Origin of the sequence: Streptomyces sp. x-19, from assembly GCF_046549115.1 — a bacterium.
GTDB classification, from domain to species: Bacteria; Actinomycetota; Actinomycetes; order Streptomycetales; family Streptomycetaceae; genus Streptomyces; species Streptomyces albulus_C.
The window spans coordinates 782,496-798,246 of record NZ_JAJPWK010000001.1 but is presented as its reverse complement, the minus strand read 5'-3'; the positions used below and the strand labels follow the sequence as shown (position 1 = coordinate 798,246).

17 protein-coding genes are annotated in these 15,751 nt (G+C 72.7%); 6 read left to right on the top strand and 11 right to left on the bottom strand.

From position 1 onward, the window contains the following. Nucleotides 1-76 precede the first annotated feature (76 nt). From ACLJT4_RS03715 to ACLJT4_RS03705, 3 genes are read left to right on the top strand one after another with little or no spacing between them, the layout of a single operon-like run. Entirely contained in the window at nucleotides 77-826 is a 750-nt protein-coding gene (locus ACLJT4_RS03715) for a succinate dehydrogenase (RefSeq protein ID WP_411120952.1), read from the top strand. A 2-nt stretch (nucleotides 827-828) separates the two neighbouring features. Next, nucleotides 829-2,775, top strand: coding sequence for a fumarate reductase/succinate dehydrogenase flavoprotein subunit (locus tag ACLJT4_RS03710; protein ID WP_411120951.1), 1,947 nt, complete (start codon nucleotides 829-831; stop codon nucleotides 2,773-2,775). Nucleotides 2,776-2,804: 29 nt separating this feature from the next. Next, nucleotides 2,805-3,548, top strand: a complete 744-nt coding sequence (locus ACLJT4_RS03705; protein WP_411121075.1) for a succinate dehydrogenase/fumarate reductase iron-sulfur subunit — start codon at nucleotides 2,805-2,807, stop codon at nucleotides 3,546-3,548. A gap of 92 nt (nucleotides 3,549-3,640) precedes the next feature. On the opposite strand, the gene hisF is transcribed toward ACLJT4_RS03705, so the two are convergent. Genes hisF through hisD form a run of 8 tightly spaced genes read right to left on the bottom strand, consistent with a single transcriptional unit; the run spans nucleotide 3,641 to nucleotide 9,497 of the window. After that, entirely contained in the window at nucleotides 3,641-4,396 is a 756-nt protein-coding gene (gene hisF / locus ACLJT4_RS03700; protein WP_351467271.1) for an imidazole glycerol phosphate synthase subunit HisF, read from the bottom strand. Nucleotides 4,397-4,401: 5 nt separating this feature from the next. After that, nucleotides 4,402-4,812, bottom strand: coding sequence for a Rid family hydrolase (locus ACLJT4_RS03695; RefSeq protein ID WP_016573058.1), 411 nt, complete (start codon nucleotides 4,810-4,812; stop codon nucleotides 4,402-4,404). Between the two features lie 37 nt (nucleotides 4,813-4,849). Further along, entirely contained in the window at nucleotides 4,850-5,572 is a 723-nt protein-coding gene (gene priA / locus ACLJT4_RS03690; RefSeq protein WP_411121074.1) for a bifunctional 1-(5-phosphoribosyl)-5-((5-phosphoribosylamino)methylideneamino)imidazole-4-carboxamide isomerase/phosphoribosylanthranilate isomerase PriA, read from the bottom strand. Nucleotides 5,573-5,595: 23 nt separating this feature from the next. Next, a complete protein-coding gene (gene hisH, locus ACLJT4_RS03685; protein WP_411120950.1) occupies nucleotides 5,596-6,255 on the bottom strand; it encodes an imidazole glycerol phosphate synthase subunit HisH in 660 nt (219 codons plus the stop codon). Further along, complete coding sequence (locus ACLJT4_RS03680) at nucleotides 6,246-6,410, bottom strand: hypothetical protein (RefSeq protein ID WP_016573061.1); 165 nt, start codon at nucleotides 6,408-6,410, stop codon at nucleotides 6,246-6,248. The genes hisH and ACLJT4_RS03680 overlap by 10 nt, the downstream gene beginning before the upstream one ends. Next, a complete protein-coding gene (gene hisB / locus ACLJT4_RS03675) occupies nucleotides 6,410-7,015 on the bottom strand; it encodes an imidazoleglycerol-phosphate dehydratase HisB (protein WP_016573062.1) in 606 nt (201 codons plus the stop codon). Before hisB ends, ACLJT4_RS03680 begins: the two co-directional genes overlap by 1 nt. Next, nucleotides 7,012-8,163 carry a histidinol-phosphate transaminase gene (locus tag ACLJT4_RS03670; protein WP_411120949.1) on the bottom strand — a complete coding sequence of 384 codons (1,152 nt, stop codon included), beginning with the start codon at nucleotides 8,161-8,163 and terminating at the stop codon, nucleotides 7,012-7,014. Before ACLJT4_RS03670 ends, hisB begins: the two co-directional genes overlap by 4 nt. An 8-nt stretch (nucleotides 8,164-8,171) precedes the next feature. Then, nucleotides 8,172-9,497, bottom strand: a complete 1,326-nt coding sequence (gene hisD, locus ACLJT4_RS03665) for a histidinol dehydrogenase (protein WP_411120948.1) — start codon at nucleotides 9,495-9,497, stop codon at nucleotides 8,172-8,174. A 396-nt stretch (nucleotides 9,498-9,893) separates the two neighbouring features. Between hisD and ACLJT4_RS03660 the strand changes: the two genes are divergently transcribed. From ACLJT4_RS03660 to ybaK, 3 genes are all read left to right on the top strand, one after another. Then, entirely contained in the window at nucleotides 9,894-11,495 is a 1,602-nt protein-coding gene (locus ACLJT4_RS03660) for an oxidoreductase (RefSeq protein ID WP_411120947.1), read from the top strand. 50 nt (nucleotides 11,496-11,545) lie between these two features. After that, the gene (locus ACLJT4_RS03655; RefSeq protein WP_411120946.1) at nucleotides 11,546-12,283 is read left to right on the top strand and encodes an LON peptidase substrate-binding domain-containing protein; all 738 of its coding nucleotides are present in this window, start codon (nucleotides 11,546-11,548) and stop codon (nucleotides 12,281-12,283) included. Between the two features lie 70 nt (nucleotides 12,284-12,353). After that, nucleotides 12,354-12,869, top strand: a complete 516-nt coding sequence (gene ybaK, locus ACLJT4_RS03650) for a Cys-tRNA(Pro) deacylase (RefSeq protein ID WP_411120945.1) — start codon at nucleotides 12,354-12,356, stop codon at nucleotides 12,867-12,869. 199 nt (nucleotides 12,870-13,068) lie between these two features. Here the strand turns inward: ybaK and ACLJT4_RS03645 are convergent, their stop codons facing one another. From ACLJT4_RS03645 to ACLJT4_RS03635, 3 genes are all read right to left on the bottom strand, one after another. Next, on the bottom strand, nucleotides 13,069-13,725 hold the full coding sequence (locus ACLJT4_RS03645) for a DUF2567 domain-containing protein (RefSeq protein WP_016578162.1): 657 nt from the start codon (nucleotides 13,723-13,725) through the stop codon (nucleotides 13,069-13,071). 68 nt (nucleotides 13,726-13,793) lie between these two features. Continuing rightward, nucleotides 13,794-14,627, bottom strand: a complete 834-nt coding sequence (locus ACLJT4_RS03640; protein WP_411120944.1) for an ABC transporter permease — start codon at nucleotides 14,625-14,627, stop codon at nucleotides 13,794-13,796. 115 nt (nucleotides 14,628-14,742) lie between these two features. After that, nucleotides 14,743-15,732 (bottom strand): ABC transporter ATP-binding protein, encoded by a 990-nt coding sequence (locus tag ACLJT4_RS03635; protein ID WP_233658342.1) that lies wholly within the window; start codon nucleotides 15,730-15,732, stop codon nucleotides 14,743-14,745. Between the last annotated feature and the right edge of the window lie 19 nt (nucleotides 15,733-15,751).

Here is a 15,751-nt window from a genome sequence, read left to right as displayed (position 1 = left end):
CGATAGGGGCAGCCTATCGAGATCAGCCGGACCATGTCTTGGACTGATGGCGGACGCGTCCCTACCGTCGGGACTCATGGCACTGGCAACACGGACGGACCAACGGCCGCCGAAGAAGAACCCCGCCCCACGGCACCCCGGCGGTCGGCCGACGGGCGGGCGCGCACTGTGGGACTCCACCGTCGGCAAGAAGACAGTGATGGCCGTCAGCGGCCTGATCATGCTCGGCTACCTCGTCGTCCACATGTTCGGCAACCTGAAGATCTTCTTCGGGCCCACCACCTTCAACGGATACGCGCACTGGCTGCGCACCCTCGGCGAGCCGTTCATGCACTACGAGTGGACGCTCTGGGTGTTCCGCGTGGTCCTCGTGGCCGCCGTCGTCGCGCACGCCACCTCCGCGTACCAGCTCAGCAGGCGCGACATCAAGGCCCGCCCGACCAAGTACGTGCACAAGAAGCCGCGGGCCAGCTACGCCACCCGCACGATGCGGTGGGGCGGGATCATCCTCGGCCTGTTCATCGTCTGGCACGTGCTCGACCTGACCACCGGCACCGTGCACGCCGGCGGCTTCCAGCCGGGCCACCCGTACCAGAACGTCGTGGACACCTTCTCCACCTGGTACGGCAACGTCATCTACCTCGTCGCGATGCTCGCGCTGGGCCTGCACGTCCGGCACGGCTTCTGGAGCGCCGCGCAGACCCTCGGCGCCGGCAGCCGGAGCCGCGACCGCCTCCTGAAGACCCTGGCCGACGTGCTCGCGCTGGTGCTGACCCTGGGCTTCATCGCCGTCCCCGTGGGCGTCATGACCGGATTGGTGAGCTGACCATGACCTACACCGACTTCACGACCGGGGAACCGGTCGTCGACAGCAAGGCCCCCGCCGGCCCCATAGCCGAGCGCTGGGACACCCGCCGCTTCGAGGCCAAGCTGGTCAACCCGGCCAACCGCCGCAAGCACACGGTCATCGTCGTCGGCACCGGCCTGGCCGGCGGCTCGGCCGGCGCCACCCTCGCCGAACAGGGCTACCACGTCGTCCAGTTCTGCTACCAGGACTCGCCGCGCCGGGCCCACTCCATCGCCGCGCAGGGCGGCATCAACGCCGCGAAGAACTACCGCAACGACGGCGACTCCGTCCACCGCCTCTTCTACGACACCGTCAAGGGCGGCGACTTCCGGGCTCGGGAGTCCAACGTCCACCGGCTGGCCCAGATCTCGGTGGAGATCATCGACCAGTGCGTGGCGCAGGGCGTGCCGTTCGCCCGCGAGTACGGCGGTCTGCTGGACACCCGGTCCTTCGGCGGCGTCCAGGTCTCCCGGACGTTCTACGCCCGCGGCCAGACGGGCCAGCAGCTGCTGCTCGGCGCCTACCAGGCACTGTCCCGACAGATCGCCGCGGGCAACGTCGAGATGCACCCGCGCACCGAGATGCTCGACGTGATCGTCGTCGACGGCCGGGCCCGCGGCATCGTCGCCCGCGACCTGATCACCGGGAAGATCTCCACCTACTTCGCGGACGCGGTGGTGCTCGCCTCCGGCGGCTACGGCAACGTCTTCTACCTGTCGACGAACGCCATGAACTCCAACGCCACCGCGGTGTGGCGGGCCCACCGGCGCGGCGCGTACTTCGCCAACCCCTGCTTCACCCAGATCCACCCGACCTGCATCCCGCGCACCGGCGACCACCAGTCGAAGCTGACGCTGATGAGCGAGTCGCTGCGCAACGACGGCCGGATCTGGGTGCCGAAGGCCAAGGGCGACGCCCGGCCGGCGCACGAGATCCCCGAGGACGAGCGGGACTACTACCTGGAGCGGATCTACCCCTCGTTCGGCAACCTCGTGCCGCGCGACATCGCCTCCCGGGCCGCGAAGAACGTCTGCGACGAGGGCCGCGGCGTCGGCCCCGGCGGCCAGGGCGTGTACCTGGACTTCGCGGACGCGATCCAGCGGATGGGCCGCGCGGCCGTCGAGGCCAAGTACGGCAACCTCTTCGACATGTACCAGCGGATCACCGACGAGGATCCGTACCAGGTGCCCATGCGGATCTACCCGGCCGTGCACTACACGATGGGCGGCCTGTGGGTCGACTACGACCTGCAGACCACGATCCCGGGCCTGTTCGCCGTCGGCGAGGCCAACTTCTCCGACCACGGCGCCAACCGCCTGGGCGCCTCGGCACTGATGCAGGGCCTGGCCGACGGCTACTTCGTGCTCCCCGCCACCATCAACGACTACCTGGCGAAGCACCCGCACGGCGACGAGGTGGGGGCCGACCACCCGGACGTGCAGGAGGTGCTGGCCGACACCGAGGACCGGCTGAACCTGCTGCTCGCCGTCGACGGCGACCGCACCCCCGACTCCTTCCACCGCGAGCTCGGCGAACTCATGTGGGAGTACTGCGGGATGGCCCGCACCGAAGAGGGCCTGCGCAAGGCCCTGGACCGGATCCCGCAGATCCGCGAGGAGTTCTGGCGGCGCATCAAGGTGCCCGGCACCGGCGAGGAGTTCAACCAGTCGCTGGAGAAGGCCAACCGCATCGTCGACTACCTGGAGCTCGCCGAGCTGATGTGCCTCGACGCGCTGCACCGCGGCGAGTCCTGCGGCGGCCACTTCCGCGAGGAGTCGCAGACGCCCGACGGCGAGGCCGCCCGCCGGGACGAGGCGTTCTCCTACGCCGCCGCCTGGGAGTTCACCGGCACCGGCACCGCCCCCACCCTGCACCGGGAAGACCTGGTGTTCGAGTACGTCCACCCCACCCAGCGGAGCTACGCATGACCGCCGCCCCCCGGGGGACGACCCCCGCGATGTCCCTCACCCTGCGCGTCTGGCGCCAGAAGAACGCCGACGCACCGGGCACCATGTCCACCTACGAGGTGGACGGCATCTCCCCGGACATGTCGTTCCTGGAGATGCTCGACACCCTCAACGAGGAACTCATCCTCAAGGGCGAGGACCCGGTCGCCTTCGACCACGACTGCCGCGAGGGCATCTGCGGCGCATGCTCGCTCGTCATCAACGGCGACGCGCACGGCCCGGAGCGGACCACCACGTGCCAGCTCCACATGCGCTCCTTCCAGGACGGCGACACCATCGACATCGAGCCGTGGCGGGCCGCGGCGTTCCCGGTGGTGAAGGACCTGGTCGTGGACCGCTCGGCCTTCGACCGGATCATCCAGGCCGGCGGCTACGTCACCGCGCCGACCGGCGCCGCCCCCGAGGCGCACGCCACGCCGGTGCCCAAACCGGACGCCGACTTCGCCTTCGAACACGCCGAGTGCATCGGCTGCGGCGCCTGCGTCGCGGCCTGCCCCAACGGCGCGGCGATGCTCTTCACCTCCGCCAAGGTCAACCACCTCAACGTGCTGCCGCAGGGCGCCCCGGAGCGCGAGACCCGGGTGCTGGACATGGTGGCCCAGATGGACGACGAGGGGTTCGGCGGCTGCACCCTGGCCGGCGAGTGCGCCACCGCCTGTCCCAAGGGCATCCCGCTGTTCAGCATCACCAAGATGAACCGGGAGTTCGTCCGGGCGGTCCGCAAGCAGCGCTGACCCGGCGAGGGCCTCAAACGCACCGGGGCCCCCACCGCGAGGACGCGGCGGGGGCCCCGTGCGGTGCGGGCACCGGGCCCGCACGCGGAACGTCACCGCACCGGGTGTCCCGCCTCGCGCAGCGCGCCCTTGACCTCGCCGATGCGCAGGTCGCCGAAGTGGAAGACGGAGGCGGCCAGGACCGCGTCGGCGCCGGCCGCCACCGCGGGGGCGAAGTCCGTGAGCTTGCCGGCGCCGCCGGAGGCGATCACCGGGACGCTGACGTGCCGGCGCACCGCCTCGATCATCTCCACGTCGTAGCCGTCCTTGGTGCCGTCGGCGTCCATGGAGTTCAACAGGATCTCGCCGGCGCCCAGCTCCGCGGCCCGGTGCGCCCATTCGACGGCGTCGATCCCGGCCGAACGGCGACCGCCGTGGGTGGTGACCTCGAAGGACCCCGACGCGGTGCGGCGGGCGTCGACGGAGAGCACCAGCACCTGACTGCCGAACCGCTCGGCGATCTCCTTGATCAGCTCCGGGCGGGCGATCGCCGCGGTGTTGACGCCGACCTTGTCGGCGCCGGCCCGCAGCAGCTTGTCGACGTCCTCCGCGGTGCGCACCCCGCCGCCGACGGTGAGCGGGATGAAGACCTGCTCGGCGGTACGGCGGACCACGTCGTAGGTGGTCTCGCGGTTGCCGGAGGAGGCGGTGATGTCGAGGAAGGTCAGTTCGTCGGCGCCCTCGTCGCCGTAGACCTTCGCCATCTCGACCGGGTCCCCGGCGTCACGGAGGTTCTGGAAGTTGACGCCCTTGACGACACGGCCGTTGTCGACGTCCAGGCAGGGAATGACGCGGACCGCCAGGGTCATGTCGTTCAGCCCTCTCGCTCGGTTTCCGGGGACAGGTCCCGGAACGCTTCTAGTTCTACTTCCACCAGGACGCGGGAGTCGACGAAACCGGAGACCACGACCAGGGTCGTGGCGGGTGGGGCGGCTTCGAACAGTTCGCGGTGGGCGCGGGCAGCGGCGTCCGCGTCCCGCAGGTGGGTCAGGTACATCCGGGTGCGCAGGACGTCGGCGGCGCCCAGCCCGAAGGGTTTGAGCGCCGCCAGCGCGTTCCCGAAGGCGACCTTGGTCTGGACGTAGGGGTCACCCTCGCCCTGGAGGACGCCGCCGACCAGCGGCATGGTGCCGGCGACCAGGACCCGGTCGCCGGCGGCCACCGCGCGCGCGAAGCCGATGGTCTCTTCCCACGGACTGTCGGTCCGTACGCGCTCGATGCTCATCACGCCGCCTCCCATGTGGTCGGTTGCGCACCCGCGGCTACGACACCGCCGCCAGTGCCTCTTCGAGGGTGAACGCCTTCGCGTAGAGCGCCTTGCCGACGATGGAGCCCTCGACACCCTCGGGCACCAGCGCGGCGATCGCCCGCAGGTCGTCGAGGGAGGAGACGCCGCCGGAGGCGACGACGGGGCGGTCGGTGGCCGCGCAGACGTTCTTGAGCAGTTCCAGGTTGGGGCCCTGGAGCGTGCCGTCCTTGTTGATGTCGGTGACGACGTAGCGGGCGCAGCCCTCGGAGTCCAGGCGGGCCAGCGTGTCGTAGAGGTCGCCGCCGTCCCGGGTCCAGCCGCGGCCGCGCAGGGTGGTGCCGCGGACGTCCAGGCCGACCGCGATCTTGTCGCCATGCTCGGCGATGATCTTGGCGACCCATTCCGGGTCCTCCAGCGCCGCGGTGCCGATGTTGACCCGGGTGCAGCCGGTGGCCAGCGCGGCGGCCAGCGAGTCGTCGTCGCGGATGCCGCCGGACAGCTCGACCTTGATGTCCATGGAGCGGGCGACCTCGGCGATCTGCGCGCGGTTGTCACCGGTGCCGAAGGCGGCGTCCAGGTCGACCAGGTGCAGCCACTCGGCGCCGGCCCGCTGCCAGGTCAGGGCGGCCTGCAACGGGTCGCCGTAGGACGTCTCGGAGCCGGACTCGCCGTGCACCAGGCGGACGGCCTGGCCGTCGCGGACGTCGACGGCGGGCAGCAGTTCAAGCTTCTTCACAGCGTTCATGGGGTTCACGGGGTTCACAGGGTTCTGATCCAGTTGGTGAGGAGCTGGGCACCGGCGTCGCCGGACTTCTCGGGGTGGAACTGGGTGGCCCACAGCGCGCCGTTCTCGACCGCGGCCACGAACGGCTCGCCGTGCGTGGCCCAGGTGACCTTGGGCGGGGCGAGGTGCTCGTTGCCGATCTCCAGCTCCCAGTCGTGAACCGCGTAGGAGTGCACGAAGTAGTAGCGGGCGTCGGCGGGCTGCCCGGCGAAGAGCTGGGAGTCCGCGGCGGCGCGGACGGTGTTCCAGCCCATGTGCGGGACCACCTCGGCCTTGAGCGGGCCGACCGTGCCGGGCCACTCGTCCAGGCCGGCGGTCTCCACGCCGTGCTCGATGCCCCGGCCGAAGAGGACCTGCATGCCGACGCAGATGCCCATCACCGGACGGCCACCGGCCAGTCGACGGCCGACGATCCAGTCGCCGCGGGCTTCTCGCAGACCGCGCATGCAGGCGGCGAACGCGCCGACGCCGGGCACCAGCAGCCCGTCGGCGTTCATCGCGGCGTCGTAGTCACGGGTGATCTCCACGTCCGCGCCGACGTGTGCCAGGGCGCGCTCGGCGGAGCGGACGTTGCCGAAGCCGTAGTCGAAGACGACGACCTTCTTGGCCGGCGACTGCGCGGCGCTCAATTCCACACCTCCAGTCGCATCACACCCGCCACCAGGCACATCGCCGAGGCGATGGCCATCAGGACGATCACGGACTTGGGGATCTTCTGCTTCCAGAACGAGTACACCCCGCCGAGCAGGAAGAGCCCTACCAGGATGAAGACGGTGGACAGACCGTTCATTACAGCGCGCCCTTCGTGGACGGCAGGATGCCGGCCGCCCGCGGGTCGCGCTCGCTGGCGTAGCGCAGCGCCCGGGCGAGTGCCTTGAACTGGCACTCCACGATGTGGTGGGCGTTGCGGCCGTAGGGCACGTGGACGTGCAGGGCGATCTGCGCCTGGGCGACGAACGACTCCAGGATGTGCCGGGTCATCGTGGTGTCGTAGGTGCCGATCATCGGCGCCATGGTCTCCGGCTCGGTGTGCACCAGGTACGGGCGGCCGGAGAGGTCGACGGTCACCTGGGCGAGCGACTCGTCCAGCGGGACGGTGCAGTTGCCGAAGCGGTAGATGCCGACCTTGTCGCCGAGCGCCTGCTTGAAGGCGGCGCCCAGCGCGAGGGCGGTGTCCTCGATGGTGTGGTGGGTGTCGATGTGCAGATCGCCGTCGGTCTTGACCTTGAGGTCGAAGAGGCCGTGCCGGCCGAGCTGGTCGAGCATGTGGTCGTAGAAGCCGACGCCGGTCGAGACGTCGACCTGGCCGGTGCCGTCGAGATCGATCTCGACCAGCACCGTCGTCTCCTTGGTGGTGCGCTCCACGCGCCCCACCCGGGCGGTCGCCCCGCTCATCGCTTGTTCTCCTTCAGGCTGCGTTCTGTGAGCACCGCGCGCACCGCGTCGAGGAACGCGTCGTTCTCGGCCGGGGTGCCGGCGGTGACCCGCAGCCAGCCCGGTACGCCGTTGTCGCGGACCAGCACGCCGTGGTCGAGGATGGCCTGCCAGATGGCGTGCGCGTCGTCGAAGAGGCCGAACTGGACGAAGTTGGCGTCCGAGGCGACGACCTGGCAGCCGATCGCGCGCAGTTCGGTCACCAGGCGGTCGCGCTCCTCCTTGAGCTGTGCCACGTACTTCAGGAGCGTATCGGTGTGCTCCAGGGCGGCGAGCGCGGTGGCCTGGGTGACGGACGAGAGGTGGTAGGGCAGCCGGACCAGCTGCACCGCGTCGACCACGGCCGGGTCGGCGGCGAGGTAGCCCAGGCGGAGCCCGGCGGCGCCGAACGCCTTGGACATGGTCCGGGAGAGCACCAGGTTGGGCCGGCCCTCGATCAGCGGCAGCAGCGAGGGGTGGTGGCTGAACTCGCCGTACGCCTCGTCGAGGACCACCAGCGCCCCGGCGGCGTCGGCGCGGGCGGCCTGGGCCGCCTCGTACAGCGCGAGGACGGTGTCGGCCTCGACGGCGGTGCCGGTGGGGTTGTTCGGCGAGCAGACGAAGACCACGTCGGGCCGGTGCTCGGCGATGGCCGCCCGGGCCGCCGCCAGGTCGATGGTGAAGTCGTCGTTGCGCGGGCCGGAGAGCCAGCCGGTGCCGGTGCCGCGCGAGATCAGCGCGTGCATGGAGTACGACGGCTCGAAGCCGAGGGCGGTGCGGCCGGGACCCCCGAAGGTCTGCAGCAGCTGCTGGATGACCTCGTTGGAGCCGTTGGCGGCCCAGACCTGGTCGGCGGCGACGGCGTGGCCCGCGGTGCGGGTGAGGTAGGCGGCCAGCGCGGTGCGCAGTTCGACCGCGTCCCGGTCGGGGTAGCGGTTGAGCTGGCGGGCGGCCTCGGTGACCCGCTCGGCGATCCGCTGCACCAGCGGTTCGGGGAGCGGGTAGGGGTTCTCGTTGGTGTTGAGGCGCACCGGGACGTCCAGTTGCGGCGCGCCGTAGGGGGACTTGCCGCGCAGCTCGTCCCGGATCGGGAGCTGGTCCATGCGGGACACGGGGGCGTTCTTGGTCATCTGCCTGCTCACTTGCTCTGCGGAACCGTCCAGTCGAACCGGGCCTTGAGTGCCGCGCCGTGGGCCGGGAGGTCCTCGGCCTCGGCGAGGGTCACCACGTGGTGGGCGACCTCGGCCAGCGCCTCCCGCGAGTAGTCCACGACGTGGATGCCGCGCAGGAACGACTGGACGGACAGGCCCGAGGAGTGGCAGGCGCAACCGCCGGTGGGCAGGACGTGGTTGGAGCCGGCGCAGTAGTCGCCGAGGGAGACCGGGGCGTAGGGACCGACGAAGATCGCGCCGGCGTTGCGGACCCGGGCGGCGACCGCGGCGGCGTCGGCCGTCTGGATCTCCAGGTGCTCGGCGCCGTAGGCGTCCACCACCGTCAGGCCCTCGTCGAGGCCGTCGACCAGGACGATCGCGGACTGCCGGCCGGACAGCGCCGGCACGATCCGGTCCTCGACGTGCTTGGTGGCCTCGATCTGCGGGGCCAGCTCCTTCTCGGTGCGGTCGGCCAGCTCCACGGAGTCGGTGACCAGGACGGCGGCGGCCATCGGGTCGTGCTCGGCCTGGCTGATCAGGTCGGCGGCGACGTGCACCGGGTCGGCGGTGCGGTCGGCGAGGACCGCGATCTCGGTCGGGCCGGCCTCGGAGTCGATGCCGATCCGGCCCTTGAGGAGGCGCTTGGCGGCGGCCACGTAGATGTTGCCGGGGCCGGTGACCAGGTTGACCGGGGCGCACTCCTCGGTGCCGTACGCGAACATCGCGACGGCCTGGGCGCCGCCCGCGGCGTAGACCTCGTCGACGCCGAGCAGCGCGCAGGCGGCGAGGATCGTGGGGTGCGGCAGCCCGCCGAAGTCCGCTTGCGGCGGGGAGGCGACGGCCAGCGAGCCGACGCCGGCCTCCTGCGCGGGGACCACGTTCATGACGACGGAGGACGGGTAGACCGACCGGCCGCCGGGGACGTAGAGGCCGACCCGCTCGACCGGCACCCAGCGCTCGGTGACCGTGCCGCCGGGCACGACCTTGGTGGTGACGTCGGTGCGGCGCTGCTCGCGGTGGACGATCCGGGCGCGCCGGATGGACTCCTCCAGAGCCGCGCGGACCTTCGGGTCCAGCGCGTCGAGGGCCTCGGTGAGGGCCTCGGCCGGGACCCGGACCCGCTCTATCTCGACACCGTCGAACCGCCGCGCGTACTCGATCAGCGCCGCGGTGCCGCGATGGCGTACGTCCTCGCAGATGGGCCGCACCTTCTCCAGGGCGGCTTCCACGTCGAACTCGGCACGGGGCAGCAGGTCGCGGAGCGCGGCGCCCTCGGGGAGGGCGGCACCACGCAGATCGATTCGGGAGATCACTCCCCCAGTGTCTCAGACCGGTCGTCGGGCCCGAGCGGCCGTATCACTGGGTGATACGCAGTGACGCACGGGCCGGACGGCCGTCGGACCGGCCCGCGAAGTTGACCGGAGTTGGCCCTGACCACGCGTGTTCAACCGGTCACCGGGCGGGCAAGGGGTCGGTGCGGGCACACGGGGACGACCGCGGCGCGGGCGCAAGAGCGCCCGCCGGGATGCATCCGAACAGGTATCGCGACCGCATACCGGCCCGACCGCCGGGCGCAGCCCCGGACGGGCGGCCGCCGCACCACCGCGCCCACACGGCGACAGCCGGACGACGGAAGACGACCGAAGACCACCGAAGACCACCAGACAAGGCCTGCCGGCAGGCACCGCTGAGAGCAAGGGGGAGCCACAGTGACCGGAGCCAGGGACGGCGATGCACCCGCCGACCTGCGACTGACGTCCGCGGAATGGAGCATGTGGCAGGCGTTCCGCAACGGCAGCACCTGCAACCTGCACACCGGCGAGCCGTCCCGGGACGACCCGCACGGGCAGCACCTGTGGGGCCCGGAGCGCCGGATCCGGGCGCGGGTGGTGGCCCTGCTGCTGCTCGACGGGCCGCCGGCGCAGCCCGGCCGGGTGTCCGGGCTGCACCTGACCGGCGCGTACATCACGGACACTCTCGACCTTGCGGGCGGCACGATCAAGCCATTCGTGGAGCTGCGGGACTGCCGCTTCGAGGCCGAGGTGCTGCTGCCGGAGAGCCGGTTCACCACCCTGCGCATGGTGAACTGCGCGATACCCCGGCTGGAGGCGGCCCGGCTGCACACCGAGGGCGACCTGCACCTGCCGCGCTGCGTGGTGCACTCCGGTGTTCGCCTCACCGACGCGCACATCGGCACCGACCTGATGCTCAATCAGGTGGTGGTGCACAAGGACCGGCAGGGCCGGTCGATCATGGCGGACGGGCTCACCGTCGCCCAGGACCTCCAGGCCGAGATGCTGGAGTCCTACGGCGAGCTGTCGCTGCGCGGCGCCACCATCGGGGTGTCGCTGAGCCTGCGCGGCAGTCACCTGAGCAATCCGTTCGGCCGCCGGGCGCTGAACGCCCCCCAGCTGACCGTCGAGCGGACCCTCTACCTCACCGCCGCGGGCCTGGCCAACTCCCCGTTCTCCAGCGGCGCCACGCCCCCGTACGGCATCACCCACACCCCGGCCCGCGGCACCCGGATGCAGCGCTTCGAGTGCGAGGGTGGGGTGCGGCTGGACGACGGGCGGTTCGGGGACGCGGTGGACCTGGAGCACGCCCGGTTCATCATGGAGTCCGACCAGGAGCTGTCGCTGCGCCGGATCCAGACGCCGGAGCTGCGGTTCCTGGGCGAGCGCCCGCAGCGCGGCCGGGTGATCCTCTCCGGCGCCCGGGTCGTCAACCTCGTCGACAAGTCGGCGAGCTGGCCGGGCCTGGGCGGGCTGATGATGGCCGGCTTCTCCTACGAGACGCTGATCCCGCGCGGTCACTTCCCGCTGGCGTCGCGGCTGCAGTGGGTGGCCGCGGCGACCCCGGAGTACGCGCCCGAGCCGTACGAGATGCTGGCCGCCTCGCTGCGCGCCATGGGCGAGGACGCGGACGCCCGGGAGGTGCTGCTGGCCAAGCAGCGGCGCCGGCGCGAGACGCTGCCGCTGGCCGCGAAGGCGTGGGGCTTCCTTCAGGACTGGACGGTGGCCTACGGCTACCGCCCCGGTCGGGCCGCGGTGTGGATGGTGATCCTCTGGGCGATCGGCACGGCCTACTTCTCCTCGTACCCGCCGCCGCCCCTCAAGCACGACGAGTCGCCGATATGGAACCCGTACCTGTACTCCCTCGACCTGCTGCTGCCGGTGATAGACCTCTACCAGGGCAGCGCCTGGAAGCCGGCGGGCACCGCGCAGTGGGTGTCGGCCGTGATGATCATGACGGGTTGGGTGCTGGCGACGACGGTCGCGGCCGGCGCGTCCCGGCTGCTGCGACGGGCTTAGGGCCCGTCCGGTGGCGGCCGTCCCGGGTACAGGCTCTAGGCTTACCCACTGTGTCCTCCGTGCGTCTGCCGCTGTTCCCGCTCAACTCGGTGCTCTTCCCGGGCCTGGTGCTGCCGCTGAACGTCTTCGAGGCGCGCTACCGGGCGATGATGGGCGACCTGCTCGACCGCCCTGAGGACGACCGGCGGTTCGCGGTGGTCGCCATCCGGGACGGCCGGGAGGTCGCCCCCACCGCGCCGGGGCTGCCGGACGCCACCGCGCCGACCGCCACCGGCCCGGCCGCGGGCTTCGGCGACGATCCGCTCGTGGCCTTCCACACCGTCGGCTGCATCGCGGACGCGGCGACCATCCGCGAGAAGTCGGGCGGCGGCTACGAGGTCCTGGCCACCGGCACCACGCGCTTCCAACTGCTGTCGGTGGACGCCTCCGGGCCGTACCTGACCGCCGAGCTGGCCCCCCTGGAGGAGGAGCAGGGCGAGGGCGCCGGCGCGCTGGCCTCCGGCGTGGTGCGGGCCTTTCGCACCTACCAGAAGCGGCTGGCCTGGGCGAACGAGCGGACCCTCGCCAGCGACCAGGACCTGCCCGCCGACCCCTCGGTGCTGTCGTACCTGGTCGCGGCGGCGGCGGTGCTGGACGTGCCCGCCAAGCAGGAGCTGCTGGCGGCGCCGGACACCGCCGCCCGGCTGCACCAGGAGCTGGATCTGCTGCGCCGGGAGTCCGCGGTGATCGGTAAGCTCCCGTCGCTGCCGGCAGTGGAGCTGACCCGGCAGCCGACCAGCCCCAACTGACGCACCGGCACCCCGGGCGTCTCCGTTCCCGGGGCCGGGGGACTTTCGCGTTCGAACGAGGCGAGGCACGGTGGCGAAGAAGCCGAAGCAGGGGAAGAAGGGCGCGGCGCAGTCCGGCGGCACGCCCGCGACGGTCGCGCTGACCGCGGCCGGCGTCCCGTTCACGGTCCACGCGTACGAGCACGACCCGGCGGCCGCCTCCTACGGCGAGGAGGCTGCCGAGGCGCTCGGGGTCTCCCCCGACCAGGTGTTCAAGACGCTGCTGGCGGACGTGGACGGCGCGCTCACGGTCGCCGTGGTGCCGGTGTCCGGTTCGTTGGACCTCAAGGCGCTGGCCGCCGCGGTGGGCGGCAAGCGGGCCGCGATGGCCGATCCGGCGGCGGCCGAGCGCAGCACCGGTTACGTCGTCGGCGGGATCTCGCCGCTGGGGCAGCGCAAGCGGCTGCGGACGGTGGTGGACGCCTCGGCGCAGACCCGACCGACGGTCTGCGTCTCGGCGGGCCGGCGCGGCCTGGAGGTCGAGCTCGCCCCCGCCGACCTGGCCGCACTGACCGGCGCACGGTTCGCGCCGATCGCGCGGGGCTGACCCCGACCGGCGCCGCCACGCGCCCCCGGTTGCCCCCGCCCGCACCGCACCGCGGCTACCGCACGCACCTCCTGCCCGGTTACCTCCGGAGGGGAGGTGCGTCCATGTCGAAGAGGACCCGCAAGCGGAAGTGGCGCGTGCGCAAGGGCCGGGCCAACCACGGTCGCCGGCCGTCCTGAGCGGACGGCCGGCGCGGCGGTCAGCCGACCGGCGGCTGGTGGTGTCCGGACCAGTCCGGCACCACCGGCCCGTCCAGTTCCGGATCGCGCGGCCCGAACAGCCCGGTCAGCACGATCTGGGTGAGCATCGCGGCGATCGGCCAGGCGAGCAGGGCGCCCTTGGCCTGGAGCCGCAGCGGGCCGTCGAAGACGACCCCGGCACCGACCTGCTTGGCGTGCGCGACCACGTCCGGCGTGGGGCCCAGCCACATGCCCGTCACCCAGGCCAGCACGGCGCCCAGCAGCCCGCCCACGGCCAGCGAGACCACCAGCGGGATGCCGCCGCGCCGCCGGACGAGGAAGACCACCGCCGCGGTGACCACGCCGAAGCCGAACGCCAGGAGGGCGAAGGTGCCGTCGGCGCCGATCGCCTCCTCGCCCTCGGTGTTCTTCAGGTAGACGTTGTGGGTGTCCGCGATCAGCGGGACGCGCGGGGCCAGCCAGGCCCACAGCACGCCCAGCACCACCCCGCTCACGGCGACCGCCAGGGCGATCAGCACGCCTTCCCGCAGCTCGCGGGCGAACTCGGGGGCGCCGCCGGGTTCGGCGGTGGCGCCGGTTGCCTCGACGGGGGCGGCCTGCGGCTGGTGCGGCTCTTCGGGCGGTTGGTTCTCGGAGGGCGTCTGTGGTGCGGTCACCCCGTCATCGTGCCAGGCCGGCGCCGCGGTGCCGGCAGCAGGACGCCCGCGCGGGTCGGCGGCCCCGCTCACCGGACCGCCGCCCGGCGGTACGCCCAGGTCGCGACGGCCAGGGAGAGCACCCCGACGGCCGCGCAGATGCCCAGGTCGGCGGCGACCGCCAGCCAGTCGGGGTGCGGGGCGAAGGTCCGCGCCAACGCCTCCACCCCGTAGGTGGAGGGCAGCAGGTCGCGGGCCCAGGTGACCGGCGCGGGCATCCCCGCGGCCGGCAGCACGCCCAGCAGCAGCGCCGCGGACATGCCCAACTGGCCGCCGAGGGTGGCCAGTTCCTGGCGCGGGGCGAGCAGCCCGAGGGCCGCGCCGAGACCGGACAGCGCCGCTCCCGACAGCGGGACCACGGCCACCAACACCCACAGGTGGGCCATCGGCAGGTGGAAGAGCAGACAGCCGGTGACCGCGGTGACCACCGCGCCCGGCACCGTGAACGAGGCGTACGCGGCGGCCGCGCCGAGCACCACCGCGGCCGGCGGCACCGGCAGCGTCGCGTAGTGGTCGAGACCGCCGCCGGCCCGCAGCTGGCCGAAGTACTGCGCGAGCAGGTTCAGCGCGACGAAGGCGACGACCAGCACCGCGGAGCCGGAGACCACCGACCACGCCGGGGCGCCACCGCTGACCACCCCGCGCAGCAGGACCATGATCCCGACGGACTGGAAGGTGGCGACGAACAGCAGCGGTATCCGGGCCACCCGGGCCCGGGAGAGCTGGGCGCGGTAGACGGCGCCGAGCGCGGGCAGCAGTCGGGCCCGGGGCGCCAGCGGTGCGGCCCCGTCGCCGCCGTCCGCCGCGCCCTCCTCGGCGGGCGTTCCGGAACCGGTCGCCGCCCGCGCGGACACCACACTCACGCCGTCACCCAGCTTTCTTCGACAGGCCGTCGGTCCGTTGTACGGGCGAGCGGCCGCAGGCCCTCGCCGATGCCCCCGGCGGTTCCGGCCGGCGGCACCCGCACGCCGTGCCCGGTCACGCCTTCACCAGCCCCTCCGCGCGTCCGCCGAGGGAGACGTAGACGTCTTCCAGGCTCGGCGTGGCCAGCGTGAAGTCGTCCAGGGCCGCGAAGGCGGGGCCGGCGGTGACCGCCGTGACCGCCGAGCGGGCCCGGTCAGCGGGCAGGCGCAGGGTCCAGCGGCGGCCGGCGGTGCGGGCGTCGGCGGCGAGCGCGGCGACCTCGGGGACGTCGAGCGGCGGCCGGTCCCGCCAGACCAGTTCCAGCCGGACCTCCTCCCCCACCAGTTCCTTCAGTCGGCCGGGCGTGTCGCAGGCGATCACCCGTCCGCGGTCGATCACCGCGACCCGGTCGAGCACGCTCTCGGCCTCCAGGACGTTGTGGGTGACCAGGACGACGGTGGCGCCCCGCTCGGCGCGGCGGCGGTCCACGGCGGCCCACACGGCGCGCCGGGCGACCGGGTCCATGCCGGTGGTCGGCTCGTCCAGCACCAGCAGCGGGCGTTCGCCGATCAGCGCGGTGGCGAAGCAGGCCAGTCGTCGCTGACCGCCGGAGAGCTTCTTCAGCGCCCGCCCGGCGAGCGGGCCGAGGTCGAGTTCGTCGAGGACCGCGTCGCGCTCGGCGCGGGCGGACCGGGTGTCCAGGCCGCGCAGCCGGCCGGTGGTCTCCACGGCGAGGGAGACGGTCAGCTCGTCCAGCGCGGTCGACTCCTGGCCGAGGTAGGCCAGCAGCCGGGCGGCCCGCTCGGGGTGCCGCACCAGGTCGTGGCCGAGGACCTCGATGCGGCCGGAGTCCGGTCGCAGCAGTCCGGTCAGCTGGCGGACCAGGGTGGACTTGCCGGCGCCGTTGGGCCCGAGCAGCCCGAAGATCTCGCCGCGCCGGACGTCGAGGCTGATGCCGTCGCTGGCGCGTACCGCCGGCGCCCGGTCCGCTCCGCGCCGCCCGCGCAGCGCGGGATAGGTCTTGACCAGGTCCTGCACCACACACACCGGCGTGCCCTGCGCCACCTGTTTTGCGCCCGTCTTC